Origin of the sequence: Bradyrhizobium sp. 40 (genome assembly GCF_023100925.1) — a bacterium.
Lineage (GTDB): Bacteria > Pseudomonadota > Alphaproteobacteria > Rhizobiales > Xanthobacteraceae > Bradyrhizobium.
The window spans coordinates 421,954-434,111 of sequence record NZ_CP064688.1 but is presented as its reverse complement, the minus strand read 5'-3'; the positions used below and the strand labels follow the sequence as shown (position 1 = coordinate 434,111).

Annotated in this window: 11 protein-coding genes; 2 read left to right on the top strand and 9 right to left on the bottom strand. The window is 62.1% G+C overall.

Features of this window, described 5'->3' with window-relative positions; translation table 11 throughout:
• Entirely contained in the window at nucleotides 1-711 is a 711-nt protein-coding gene (locus IVB40_RS02010) for a glutathione S-transferase family protein (RefSeq protein ID WP_247817966.1), read from the bottom strand.
• A gap of 109 nt (nucleotides 712-820) precedes the next feature.
• Here IVB40_RS02010 and IVB40_RS02005 point away from each other — a divergent pair, with 109 nt between their 5' ends.
• Nucleotides 821-1,192 carry a helix-turn-helix domain-containing protein gene (locus tag IVB40_RS02005; protein WP_247817965.1) on the top strand — a complete coding sequence of 124 codons (372 nt, stop codon included), beginning with the start codon at nucleotides 821-823 and terminating at the stop codon, nucleotides 1,190-1,192.
• Nucleotides 1,193-1,308: 116 nt separating this feature from the next.
• Here IVB40_RS02005 and IVB40_RS02000 read toward each other — a convergent pair whose 3' ends face one another.
• From IVB40_RS02000 to IVB40_RS01980, 5 genes are all read right to left on the bottom strand, one after another.
• Nucleotides 1,309-2,157 (bottom strand): CarD family transcriptional regulator, encoded by an 849-nt coding sequence (locus IVB40_RS02000; protein WP_247363047.1) that lies wholly within the window; start codon nucleotides 2,155-2,157, stop codon nucleotides 1,309-1,311.
• A 344-nt stretch (nucleotides 2,158-2,501) separates the two neighbouring features.
• Nucleotides 2,502-2,840, bottom strand: coding sequence for a ferredoxin FdxA (gene fdxA, locus IVB40_RS01995; RefSeq protein WP_027567965.1), 339 nt, complete (start codon nucleotides 2,838-2,840; stop codon nucleotides 2,502-2,504).
• Nucleotides 2,841-2,972: 132 nt separating this feature from the next.
• On the bottom strand, nucleotides 2,973-3,242 hold the full coding sequence (locus IVB40_RS01990; RefSeq protein WP_081747864.1) for an RNA-binding S4 domain-containing protein: 270 nt from the start codon (nucleotides 3,240-3,242) through the stop codon (nucleotides 2,973-2,975).
• A gap of 22 nt (nucleotides 3,243-3,264) precedes the next feature.
• On the bottom strand, nucleotides 3,265-6,681 hold the full coding sequence (locus tag IVB40_RS01985) for a helicase-related protein (RefSeq protein WP_247817964.1): 3,417 nt from the start codon (nucleotides 6,679-6,681) through the stop codon (nucleotides 3,265-3,267).
• Nucleotides 6,682-7,286: 605 nt separating this feature from the next.
• Nucleotides 7,287-8,096 (bottom strand): DUF3108 domain-containing protein, encoded by an 810-nt coding sequence (locus tag IVB40_RS01980; RefSeq protein WP_247817963.1) that lies wholly within the window; start codon nucleotides 8,094-8,096, stop codon nucleotides 7,287-7,289.
• Nucleotides 8,097-8,697: 601 nt separating this feature from the next.
• On the opposite strand from IVB40_RS01980, the gene rpmB reads away from it, so the two are divergent.
• Nucleotides 8,698-9,009 carry a 50S ribosomal protein L28 gene (gene rpmB, locus IVB40_RS01975; protein ID WP_027567969.1) on the top strand — a complete coding sequence of 104 codons (312 nt, stop codon included), beginning with the start codon at nucleotides 8,698-8,700 and terminating at the stop codon, nucleotides 9,007-9,009.
• 133 nt (nucleotides 9,010-9,142) lie between these two features.
• On the opposite strand, the gene IVB40_RS01970 is transcribed toward rpmB, so the two are convergent.
• From IVB40_RS01970 to IVB40_RS01960, 3 genes are all read right to left on the bottom strand, one after another.
• Nucleotides 9,143-10,729 (bottom strand): DUF262 domain-containing protein, encoded by a 1,587-nt coding sequence (locus tag IVB40_RS01970; RefSeq protein ID WP_247817962.1) that lies wholly within the window; start codon nucleotides 10,727-10,729, stop codon nucleotides 9,143-9,145.
• Between the two features lie 2 nt (nucleotides 10,730-10,731).
• Nucleotides 10,732-11,640: a hypothetical protein gene (locus IVB40_RS01965; RefSeq protein WP_247817961.1), complete on the bottom strand. Its 909-nt coding sequence runs from the start codon at nucleotides 11,638-11,640 to the stop codon at nucleotides 10,732-10,734.
• A gap of 160 nt (nucleotides 11,641-11,800) precedes the next feature.
• Nucleotides 11,801-12,079 carry a DUF1488 family protein gene (locus tag IVB40_RS01960; RefSeq protein ID WP_007599254.1) on the bottom strand — a complete coding sequence of 93 codons (279 nt, stop codon included), beginning with the start codon at nucleotides 12,077-12,079 and terminating at the stop codon, nucleotides 11,801-11,803.
• Between the last annotated feature and the right edge of the window lie 79 nt (nucleotides 12,080-12,158).

Here is a 12,158-nt window from a genome sequence, read left to right as displayed (position 1 = left end):
TTAGGATTGCTTGCCATATCGCGCGATGACGTCGGCCAGCGCGATATGGCCGGCACAGGATCCTGCTCCCGGATCATTGCTCCCGCTCTCCACGGCGGTGGCATAGATGACCCCGGGATCGGCCTCGAGTTGTTGGCGCAGCGCCGACAGCTTTGGCCAGCGGCTCCTCTCCGCGACGGCGTGGAAGTCGAGCCAGCGCGCCACACCTGCCAGCAGGGCGTCCGCAAGGGTCGGCCGGTCGGCGAGCAGGAACCTCGCCGGCTCGATCATGCCTTCGAGCTTGTCGTGGCGTTCGATCACCTTTCTCCTTCCGAAATCCCGCAAGGCCGAGCGCATGGCGTCGTCCATCGCCGCGCCTTCCATTGCGACCCAAAGCGGTGCGAACGCGCCGGTAAAGCCGGTATTCACGAACGCCATCAGCTGATGCATGCGATCGGCTTTCGGCGACACCGGATCAAAGCTGATGCGCCGTTCGGTATCCCTGGCTTCGAGCCAAGCTGCGATCGCCATGGTTTCCGTCAGTACATCACCCTGCTCCGTGATGAGTGCAGGCGTCTCGTGTCGCGGATTGATCCTGGCGTATGACGGGCTCAGCATCTCGCCCAGCATGTCGACGCGACACAGGCGATATGGCCTGCCAAGCCATTCAAGAGTTGCAACGAGTCCCATGGAGCTTCCCATCGGGAAGCCGTAGAGTAGGATTGGATCCATCGATCTATTCTCCGTGATTTCTGATGATCACGCTGCGCAGCGGTCCCGAACCCTAGTCGCTCGCTCCATCAAGTAAATTGCGAACATTTTTGTAACCTGGAGTCCGCCGATGAAAGACCTCGTTTCGAGATGTCCCATCGAGGAAGTGATGCAGATCCTGAGCGGCCGGTGGCCTACGCTTCTGATCTACTATTTGAAACAGGGCACCAAACGGTTCAGCGACTTGCGTCGGGACAATCCGACCATCTCGCACAGGATGCTCGCCCTCGAGCTTCGCAAACTGGAGGACGCCGGTATCGTGACCCGCACGGAATTCGGCGGATACCCGTTGAGGGTCGAGTACGATCTGACCGCCGCCGGCCACACCTTGGTGCCGTTGATCGATGCGTTGGGCGCCTGGTGGTCGACAGTTGCGACTGACGCGGGCGGAGACGGCCGCGAGACCGGGCGCGGCGCTTCGGGAAGCGCATCGCGGGTTTGATGCCGTTCAGGACCGCTTAGGCTCAGAAGCAATTCGGCCCGCTGACCGTCCCTCCGAAACAAAAAGCCCGGCAAACGGCCGGGCTTTTGATTTGTTGCGATGAACGCGCGAGAGGTTTACGCGGCCTCGTCGGCGACCGTAGCGCCGCCATCGGTCTCGTCGCTATCGCCCTCGGCGTCCGCATCGCCTTCGCCTTCGCCTTCGGCGGCTTCGGACTTGGCGCCGGTGCGGCGCGGGCTCTTGGCGAGCTGGGCCTCGATCTCCTTGACCGCTTCGGTCTCAGTCGAGTGCTGCACCACCGCAATCTCGCGGGAGAGACGGTCGAGCGCGGCTTCATAGAGCTGGCGTTCGCTGTAGGACTGCTCCGGCTGCGACTCGGAGCGATAGAGGTCGCGCACGACTTCCGCGATCGCGACGATGTCGCCCGAATTGATCTTCGCTTCGTATTCCTGGGCGCGGCGCGACCACATGGTGCGCTTGACGCGGGCACGGCCCTTGAGGGTCTCGAGCGCACGCTTCACCAGCGCGGGGTCCGACAGCTTGCGCATGCCCACATTGGCGACCTTGGCGGTCGGCACGCGCAACGTCATCTTGTCCTTGATGAAGTTGATGACGAACAGCTCGAGCTTCGCGCCGGCGATCTCCTGCTCCTCGATCGCCAGAATCTGGCCGACACCGTGAGCAGGATAGACGACGAATTCGTTGGCCTTGAAGCCCTGACGCTGGGTCACGACCTTCTTTTCTTCGACCTTCGGCGCGACAGCCGCGGGCTTCACGGCCGGCTTGGCGGCAGCGACAGGGGCCTTGGCAGGAGCAGCAGCAACGGGAGCCTTCGGCGCGGCGGGCTTGGCAGCGGGAGCCTTGGCAGCGGGCGTCTTTGCAACAGCGGGCTTGGCGGCAGGCTTGGCGGCAACAGGCTTGGCAACGGTCGCTTTCGCGGCCGGCTTGGCAGTCTTGTTAGGCATTGCGCTTCTTTTGTTCTTCGAGGACTTTGCAGCCGGCGCCTTAGTCGCGGTCCGACCCTTGGATGCGCTACGGCTGGCCGCGGCGACTTTCTTGGCGTCCTTATGGGAAGCCTTCGCTGAAGTACTCTTTTTACGCGTTTTCTGTGACACAGCCTGCGCGCGGAAACTGCCACGCCCCTGTTCGACATTTGGTTTCACGGGAACCCAACGGGGCCGACGGGGCTAACCAGGGTTCGGCTCAATGTGCCCAATATAGCACATTTCCCGCAAAAATCAATGATTTAGGGGTCTTAAGGGCTGGTTTTCAGCGATAACGCCGCTAATAGGGTTAAGTTTGACCCGAATTAGTCGCCGGAGCCGGGGTTCGAGGAGAAATACTTGTCGAACTTGCCCTCCATGCCGTCGAAATCCTTGGCGTCGGCAGGTGATTCTTTCTTCTGGGTGATGTTCGGCCAGCTCTTGGCGTAGTCGGCGTTGACCGTGAGCCACTTTTCCAGGCCCGGTTCCGTGTCCGGCTTGATGGCATCGGCGGGGCATTCGGGCTCGCACACGCCGCAGTCGATGCACTCGTCAGGATGGATGACGAGCATGTTCTCGCCCTCGTAGAAACAGTCGACCGGGCAGACCTCGACGCAGTCGGTGTACTTGCACTTGATGCACGCTTCAGTGACGACGTAAGTCATCCAACGCTCCGAAAAGCTCTTTTAAAAGTCGCGGCTTGCGTAGCGCGGATGGCCCGGCGCCGCAAGCTCAGGAACGGCCGATCATGACGGCTTTATGCGCTTGATCGACCAAGAAATGAATTCAAAGCGCAATTAATTGCGCTGAGAATTCGGATGGCCTTCGCTGAGCTCTTCGTAGAGCACACGGGCCGAGGCGGCATCGCCGCGGCGCTCGTTGAAGGCGATGACTTTCAAGACGCGCACGGTGCGATCGAGCGCGACGGTGAGCACGTCGCCGATCTTGATCGCATGCCCTGGCGATTTCTCGCGTGCGCCGTTGACGCGAACATGGCCCGACTCGACAAGCTCGGCAGCGGAGGTGCGCGCCTTCACCACCCGCGCGTGCCATAGCCATTTGTCAATGCGCTGCCGCTCGGTCGTGGGCTCACTCCTTACGCCCTGACAGCTGCTCCTTTAGCGCAGCGAGTTTTGCAAACGGCGAGTTCGGATCGACCGGGCGATCGCGCTCGCGCGGGGTGGCGCTCGATGCGTAGGGACGCAGCGACGGCCCGCCCTGGCGGTCGCGGCCCTTGTCGCGGTCGCGGCCACGGTTGTCGCGGCCCTTGTCGCGATCGCCGCCGAACTTGCCTTTGTTGCGATCCTTGTTGTCGCGGTCCTTGTTGCCGCCATTCTTGCCCTCGAACCGGCGGTTCTTGTCCTCAGGACGCGGCGCGGCTTCGGCGCCACCTTCGCGCGGCTTGCGGAAATCCCTGCCGCCATCGCGACCAGAATCGCGACGATGACCGCCGCCATGGCGATGACGCTCACCGCGCTTCTCGCCGTCGGCGGCAGGCTGGGCTTCGCCTTCGGCAGGCGCAGCGCCGGCTTCAGCAGCTGCCTGCGGACGCGGCTGGTGACGCGGGTTGCGATGGCGCTCGTGGCGCGGCTTGCGATCGTCGTGACGGCCGGCGGGACGCCAGACCTCGATGAGCTCGGGCTCGGCGGACGTCGCCGCGGCCTCCACGGGTGCTGCCGCATCGGCCGACGCAGCGGCTTCGGTTGCAACAGTCTCTGCAGGCGCGGTTTCGGCAGACGCGGTTTCAGCGGGCACGGTTTCAGCAGCTTCAACGGCTGCCGCAGCATCTTCCGCAGGTGGCGCGATGCCGGGAGCGTCTTCGGGCGTGACGGAAGCCTCAAGCGCCGGCTCTTCAGGCGCGGGCTCGTCGTGCTGCTCCATGCCGGGCGCGTCTTCGACGGTCACAGGCTCGGCGGCGGCTTCGATCGCGGTGTCCGCGGGCGCGGCGGCGTCCTCCACCGGCGCTTCGGTTGCGGGTGTCTCTTCGCTGGAGGCTTCAGCAACAGGGGTCTCGGCAACAGCCGCAGCGGGCTTCGCCGGCAGCGGCGGGCGCTTGTCCATGCGATAGCCGAGCGCACGCAGCACCGACGCAAAGTCTTCGCCGGCCGAACCGGTGAGCGAGGTCATCGCCTGCGTCACCACGAAGCTGCGGCCGTCGAACGCACCGGCGGGCTTTTCGCCGGACGCGTTCTCGCGCCAGGCCAGCGCCGGACGGATCAGGTCGGCCAGGCGCTCGAGGATATCGACGCGCACGGCGCGCTCGCCGGCCTGCTTGTAGCCGAGCACGCGATAGGCATCGCGCGGCAGCTGCTTGTCGACCGGGAACGAGGTGCGGCCGGAGCTTGCCAGATGCTGCGCGCCCGACAGCGCGGAGGGATCGACATTGTCCTGCTTCAGCGCCCAGAGCAGCGCGGCCAGCGCACGCCCGGCCGGCTTGAGCAGACCGGGGAAATAAAGGTGATAGGCGCCGAAGCGGACGCCGTATTTGCGCAAGGTCGCGCGCGAGGGCTGGTCGAGGTCCTTCAGCTCGTTGGCGATCTTCGGGCGCTCCAGCACGCCGAGCGCCTCGACGAGCTGATAGGCGATACCGCGGGCGATGCCGGTGACGTCCTCGGCCTTGCTGAGCTCGAACAGCGGCCCGAGCAGCTTTTCGATATGCGTCTTGAGCCAGAGCTCGAGCCGGGCCTGCACCTTGTCGCGGGGGCCGCCCGTGAGGCGTTCGTCGGAGATGATGCGGATGCGCGGATGCAGCGCGTCCTCTGCGGCAGACAGCCGCGCCACGGCGTCGCCGGTCCAGCGGATGATGCCTTCCGAGGTCAGCACGAACTGCTCGTCCGGCGCATTGCCCAGTTTTTCGGCGCGCGCGTTGATCTCGCCGGCGAGCACGGCCTGCGCTGCAGCCTGCAACGCTTTCGCATCGGAGCCGGCTTCCGCCGCATCCGGTGCAAAGGTGAAGCCATCGAGGCGGCCGATGACATGGCCTTCGACGATGACTTCGCCGGTCTTGCCGATTTCCGTATTCAAGCTCGTGTTCTCCCGCAGGCGGCGCATCAATACACTGGTCCGGCGATCAACGAAACGCTCAGTCAAGCGTTCATGGAGCGCATCCGATAATTTATTTTCGACCTCGCGGGCGATCCCCTGCCAGCGTTCGGGGTCTTTCAGCCAGTCGGGACGGTTGGCGACGAAGGTCCAGGTGCGAATCTGCGCGATCCGGGCCGACAGCGTGTCGATATCGCCGTCGACGCGGTCGGCCTGGTCGATCTGGGTCCTGAACCAGGCGTCGGGGATGCATCCCTTCCGCATCAGGAAGCCGTACAGCGTCGTGACCAGCTCGGCATGGGCGGCCGGCGACAGCTTTCGATAATCCGGGACCTGGCAGGCCTCCCACAGCCGTTCCACCGCGTCCTTGCCATGTGCGACATCGCGCACCTCGGCGTCGCGGGCGGCGTGATCGAGCACGCGCATGTCCTCGGCGATGGGCGCGCGCGTCAGCGCCTCATGGCCGGGGGCGAGGTTCAGCGAGACCTGGAGCGCGCCGAGGGAAGCGAAATCCAGCTTCGAATTGCGCCATTGCAAAACCTTCACGGGGTCGAAGGTGTGGTTCTGCAGCGCATTGACGAGCTCGGGCTCGAACGGCGCGCAGCGGCCGGTGGTGCCGAAGGTGCCGTTGCGGGTGGCGCGGCCGGCGCGGCCGGCGATTTGGGCGAATTCGGACGGCGTCAGCCGGCGGAACTGGTAGCCGTCGAACTTGCGGTCGGAGGCAAAGGCGACATGGTCGACGTCGAGATTGAGGCCCATGCCGACGGCGTCGGTGGCGACGAGGTAATCGACCTCGCCGTCCTGGAACATCGCGACCTGCGCGTTGCGGGTGCGCGGCGAGAGCGAGCCCAGCACCACGGCGGCGCCGCCATGCTGGCGACGGATCAGCTCGGCGATGGCGTAGACCTCGTCGGCCGAGAAGGCGACGATGGCGGTGCGGCGCGGCTGCCGCGTGATCTTGCGGTCGCCGGCGAATTCGAGCTGCGACAAACGCGGCCGCGTGATCATGGAGACGCCCGGCAGCAGCCGCTCGATGATCGGACGCATGGTCGCAGCGCCGAGCAGCAGCGTCTCGTCGCGGCCGCGGCGGTTGAGGATGCGGTCGGTGAAGACGTGGCCACGTTCCAGATCGGATGCGATCTGCACCTCGTCGACGGCAAGGAACGAGACGTCGAGATCCCGCGGCATCGCCTCGACGGTGGAGACCCAGTAGCGCGGCGCTTTCGGCTTGATCTTCTCCTCGCCGGTCACGAGCGCGACGGCATCGGGGCCGACCCTTGCTGCGATCTTGTTGTAGACCTCGCGCGCCAGCAGGCGCAGCGGCAGCCCGATCATGCCGGAGGGATGCGCGAGCATCCGCTCGATGGCGAGATGGGTCTTGCCGGTGTTGGTGGGACCAAGCACCGCGGTGACGCCGGCGCCGGGGAGTCGCTCGGAAGCGAAGGGGGAGGAGGAAAAAGGCATCTGGGGGATTAGGTAATGGCGATTGGGGCGAATGTCAGTGCTGTTTTGGGGCGGTGGCGCGAAGCGCCTGGAAGTCACCCGGCTTCGGCTTCTCCGCTGTCATGCCCCGGCTTGACCGGGGCATCCAGTACGCCGCGGCTTCTCGGCTCAATCACAGACGCCTCGGTGTACTGGATCGCCCGGTCAAGCCGGGCGATGACACCGAGAGTGTGGGAGCATTCTCCCCGAACCTCGCGCAACTGTCTCACTTTGCGACGCTTTTCCCGTTGGCTTTAAGCTTCGGAACGAGTTGAGAACGAATCGCGGCCGAATCGCAGACTCCCCCGTGAGTCCTGTTCCGTTCACGCAACATGTCGCGGGAGGCTTATGGGTTCGCACTAGATGGAGTTTTGCCCCGCCGCACAAGCGACGTTTCGATGGCGGATTCGTTAAAGCTGGGGACGGCGCGGAGTCGAATCAGAATCGGGGAGGAGTCAAATGGATTCCCGCTCCTCGACCCCCTCCAAACAAAAGTGCGAAAACAACCCCATGCACAGTAGGCATGTCGTTGAAATCATTCGTGTTTATTTTCGCCAGAAAGCGAGGTTCAGGGCGGGACGCCCGGCCTACTGCGTCTTCGCGACCTTGGGCGGCTGGGCGCTGGTGATGAAGGACGTGGCTTCCAGCATGGCCGGCCCGAGCGGCGTCGGCACTTTCAGCCAGAACGGGACCAGGATGCGCGTGCCGGCGATCGGCGCGAACGCGACCTCGATGTTGCGCTGGGCGGCGAGATATTTGATCACGGGACGGTCGGGGATGTAGCCGGCAATGGGCACGAAATACAGCGAGCAGACCACGACCTGGCCGTGATAGCCCTTCTCCGCCTTGACGTTCTCCATGCGCTTGAAATCGAGCTTGAGCTCGTAGCGCATGCGGCCGTCGAACACGGCGGCGCTGCCGTGGCAGGCGTCCGCCGACAGCACGTCGCCAGTGCCGGATACGCGCACCAGCGAGGCCGTCATCGGGTCCCAGACGCCGCGGCGATGCGCGTCGGTGACGACGATGCGGTCGGGATCGACCGGAGGCTCCGGCACGATGGCAAAATCCTTCACATTGCCCTTGTCGAGCGTGATGCGGATCTCTTCGGTCTTCTTCGAGGTGGTGGTGGAGGCCTGATAGCCGGTCGCGACCAGCGCGCCGTTGACCACGCGGCCCTGCGAGGCACCGGTGCCGGACCCGCCCGCGAACGATTTCAGCAGCCCCGAGGTGCCGCCGGAGGCCGCGGCCGCGAACACGTCGTCCTGGATGTCGATGTTCCAGGCGCCCTTGCCGACGGGAATGCCCGCCAGCGTCGCCTCGTACTGCGCCTCGAGCTTGCCTTGCGCCGCCGCGGGCTCCGCCGCCCACGCCAAAACCAGCCCGCCAAGGGCCGCCATGACCCAGCGACCGGCAGAGCGCGGATGATTTGCGCGCGGATTCCTTGCGCGCCGCTCCGCTAAGCGCAGCTCCTTCGGGCGCAGGCTCGGCGCAAGATGAGGCGTTGTGAGCACGAAACAATCCAATCGGGCGCGAACGGTTGTTACTTAAGCCAAAAACCGCGCCAAGCAATGCGTCCGGGCCTATCCGCGCCGGAACTCCACCGGACTCTTCGGGCGCGAATACGCCCTTTATGTGATGGTAAGGCGCGATAATCATTGCCGTTTTGGTGATCCAGACGGGTCAGAAGCGCGCACCTCACCCCGCCACCTCCACCGCTGTCATGCCCCGGCTTGACCGGGGCATCCAGTACGCCGCGGCCCCTCTGGTCAGCCGCACCGGCGCGGAGTACTGGATCGCCCGCCCCAGTGCGCGAGTGCGCACAAGGCGGGCGATGACACCGAGTGCCGGGCGCGAAACTGGCGTCCCAGCCGCCCCAAAACCTTGACGTCCCGCCCCTTCCCCCCTATACGTCCGCCCGCTCCCTGCAAGGACAGAGAATTTGCCCGTGGCGCCCCGAATGGCGGCCGCACATCGTTGGGAAAGATTGAGGATTTTACCATGTCTCGCCGCTGCGAATTGACGGCCAAGGGCCCCCAGGTCGGCCACACGGTCAGCCACTCCAACATCAAGACCAAGCGCCGCTTCCTGCCGAACCTGGTCAACGTGACCTTCATCAGCGAAGCGCTGGGCCGTAACGTGCGCCTGCGCGTCTCCACCAACGCGATCAAGAGCGTCGACCACAATGGCGGCCTCGATCCCTATTTGCTCAAGGTCAAGGCCGACCTGCTGTCGCCGCGCGCCCTCGAGCTGAAGCGCGCCATCCAGAAGAAGGTCGGCCCGACGCCCGCGCCGGCGAAGAAGGCCAGCTAAGAATTTTAGGATTGGGCGAGGGCTTACGTTGCGAGGCGTAGGCTTGGCCGAGTAAGAGTTTGCGTGACGGCCGGATCGGAAGATCCGGCCGTTTTTGTTTATGCCAGATGCTCAACCCAAGATTCGCTGAATGCTATTCTGCTCCGACCAATTCTAACGCTCTGCGACGCATCAACCATACGCGGCGCGACATAAACCCAACTGGATCGTTCACCTGCATTGCTGTTACGGCCTCTGCGTCAATGAACTGTGATGCGAGCACGTCCCATGCCCCAGCTTCCGCTGCGGCGTTGATCCAAAGACGCATACCTTGCAGTCCCTGTTGCTTTAGTAGCGTTCGGTCCGCAAGAACAACGTTACCAAACAGGCGAGCGGATATTGCATTTGCTAAGCCACCGGAAGTGAGCTCGGCCCGAGAATAAACCGTTTCAAAAAAGTTCGTCTCTGACCCGGCCATATAGGTGGCGGGATCGATCGCCTTACCGTCAACAAGGCTCTTCGTGCCCGTAACAGCGAACATTGCAGCGAACGTGGCTGAGAGCGCGCCTCGGCTAACGAGACGCCTCTCAAACAGATCAATTTGCGTAAGCTTGAGTCGAGGCTCCAGGCCTCTCAGTTCGCCTCTAATTAACGCAGGCCAATTTTCTAGTGCTCGCACCACGTAGTGGTCAGGCTTCCCCCGCAAGCTCTCGTTAAACCCGGTCGCCCAATACCAACGAGCAATTTGAGCCCAATATGCCTTGTCGGCCTCTTCCATTCCGATCGTCTTAAATAGGAGCAATAATTGCCCTTCGTACGGGACCAAGTCCGACGACCAAATTTGAAAAGACTCGCGAAGAAATTCAGAAACACGCCTCATACACAAGATGGTCTTCGCAAAGGCCTCAGCAAGTTTCCTCGGCTCCTCATTCCGCAATTTGAGCAGATCGTCTGTCGTGGGAGGAATCCCCAGAACAAGTCCCACACACTTGATAATTGTTTCGGCGCTCAACTCCATTCTCATCTCAGACAAAGCTGAAGTTGCGTCGTCTAAGTAGTGATTTAAATCAAAGTCCTCCGCCCAAGTGATCGCCCGCATAAAATCAACAGGATCAAGACGAGTCCCTGTCGAATTTATCTTTTCAAAGATGCCAACGATGCGATGAACGTCGCCGCTTTTGATTACGACGACTGGAATCATATATTCTTGAAAAGACGCTTGGAGCTGCAACAGCCTCTCAATAAGCACGTCACCGTCGTTCGAATTCGATAGACGCGATTGATGTTCCAAGAGCTGGCGAGGGGTAAAGAGCGCAGATAGGGGTATGGCACTTTCTGGAATCGGTGCCGCTCCATCTCTATGAGCGAAGGCCTTACCTTCGAGATCGTAAAACACATCAAAACGAGGATCGTTTGTGGAGACCCCAAAATTGAAGACCCCATAGAGGGTCGAGAGGCGCTGCATACCATCGAGTATGTAACTCGTGGGATAATGCTCGGGCACATTCGGGAAGGAAGTCATGTCGGTCGGCGCGATCCTCAGCATCTTATTATCGACGCCCCACAGAAGCAGGCTGCCAATAGGAAAGCCTTCCGCCACGCTATCGAGAAGCTCGATGATCTGCTTCTCCTTCCAAACAAACTCTCGTTGGAACGCTGGAATTCTAATGTCCCCAGACGTTATTTGCCTGAAAAGAGTTACGAGGTGCACGACGGAGGGTTGAGGTGAGCTAATGGCCATTCCTATCCTTCCTTCTCACCAACTTCAGCCGCAGCATCTTTTGTAGTTTCGCCTCTAGGTTCATGCAGAGCGGCGACATGAAGGGCTCCGCCAGCCTTCTTGATCGCGGGCCGGCGTAGCAAATCGTCCTTCAAGTTCTGGATAATCCCTTCAAGCAAGTGGAGCCCGTGCCCAAGGTAGGCAGAACGGAACTGCTGCGAGCTCGCGTCCCAACGCCAATCGTTGTTATTTTTTGCTGGACCCAGCGCGCGTCTCGTCTCGTACAACTCGTGTGTCAGCGTAGTTATGACTTCGGCGAGCTGTGTGGAGAGTTGAATCTCAACCCACATTTTTTTCTCGACAACCGCGCCATTTAGCATCAACTCGACCGGCACTCGAAAGTAGTAATGCCAAGCATAGTAGCCAGCATCCGTACTCAGCTCCCTAAACTTGCTCTCCACATCGTTCTGGTCGCAGAATCGCTTGAGATCCTCACAAACGAACCGCGGCCCATCCATGTATTTGCAGACCAAACGAGTCCGCAAGAGATCTTCAACTCCCTCATAGAATTTTGCAGGCCCAACTGTCCCCTCTGCTAACTTTGGAAAATGCCTGTTGTAGAGAACATTTGACCGATGGAGTTTATCTATGACGCTGTCGAACGGTTTGACCTGCAGCTCGAGCTCGTTGAGCAGTGCGGGGTAAAACAGAAGGTGATCTCGTCCCGGAGCATAGCGAGCAGGCATCGACTTCAACTGAGCCATGACTCGCCCCAGCACGGCACCAGACGTCGCCGACTGCTTCGCGACGATCATGTTAACGCGATAAGCGCGCTCAGCCGCTTGAAAGTCTTCAAAGCCGAGTTCGGAAATAACGTTGCTCTTATAAACTTCGGACGAAGGTCGATCAGCCACCCGAAATGCCTTTTGCACGCGACAGCTGCGGCAAGCGTACCTCTTTTTCGCCACGCGTCCAGTGATGCGCGCCGAACCCAGCCTCAATCAATCTAAACTCCGTCAGGACGCAGCCATGCCGTTTCGCGTTCGATCTAATGTAAGAGAAGCCGAGACTACGCGGGCGTAGCCTTCCCCCCTACCCCCGAAAATCAATGCTCCGCAGCACGATCCCCGGCGGGGTGCCTTCGAACTCCGTCGCCTGATATTTGCGTCCGGTGCAGGCTTCGATGCGTTCGCGCAGGCGCGTGAACTGCTCTTCGCGCTCGCTCGGCCGGGCACGCGGGCCGCGCTCGAGGTCGTCCATGGCGGAGGTCGAGATCGCGCAGGCGATCTCCTTACTGCCGTCCTGCATCGAGAACTGGACGATGCCGCGGTCCTGGTCGTGGGCGATGAAGCGGCTGGTGGTGAGTGTCATGGGGTACTCCTTTTGCGTCCGCGCGTCGTGCCGGCCTTGTGCGCGATGGCGCACGGCGGACGAGGATCAGCGTTATCGA

What these genes read in the sequence shown, in the direction of transcription:
- IVB40_RS01960 (WP_007599254.1), bottom strand. Translation starts at nt 12,079, where the DNA reads ATGACACTCACCACCAGCCGCTTCATCGCCCACGACCAGGACCGCGGC.
- IVB40_RS02000 (WP_247363047.1), bottom strand. Translation starts at nt 2,157, where the DNA reads ATGCCTAACAAGACTGCCAAGCCGGCCGCGAAAGCGACCGTTGCCAAG.
- IVB40_RS01970 (WP_247817962.1), bottom strand. Translation starts at nt 10,729, where the DNA reads ATGGCCATTAGCTCACCTCAACCCTCCGTCGTGCACCTCGTAACTCTT.
- rpmB (WP_027567969.1), top strand. Translation starts at nt 8,698, where the DNA reads ATGTCTCGCCGCTGCGAATTGACGGCCAAGGGCCCCCAGGTCGGCCAC.
- IVB40_RS02005 (WP_247817965.1), top strand. Translation starts at nt 821, where the DNA reads ATGAAAGACCTCGTTTCGAGATGTCCCATCGAGGAAGTGATGCAGATC.
- IVB40_RS01980 (WP_247817963.1), bottom strand. Translation starts at nt 8,096, where the DNA reads ATGGCGGCCCTTGGCGGGCTGGTTTTGGCGTGGGCGGCGGAGCCCGCG.
- fdxA (WP_027567965.1), bottom strand. Translation starts at nt 2,840, where the DNA reads ATGACTTACGTCGTCACTGAAGCGTGCATCAAGTGCAAGTACACCGAC.
- IVB40_RS02010 (WP_247817966.1), bottom strand. Translation starts at nt 711, where the DNA reads ATGGATCCAATCCTACTCTACGGCTTCCCGATGGGAAGCTCCATGGGA.
- IVB40_RS01985 (WP_247817964.1), bottom strand. Translation starts at nt 6,681, where the DNA reads ATGCCTTTTTCCTCCTCCCCCTTCGCTTCCGAGCGACTCCCCGGCGCC.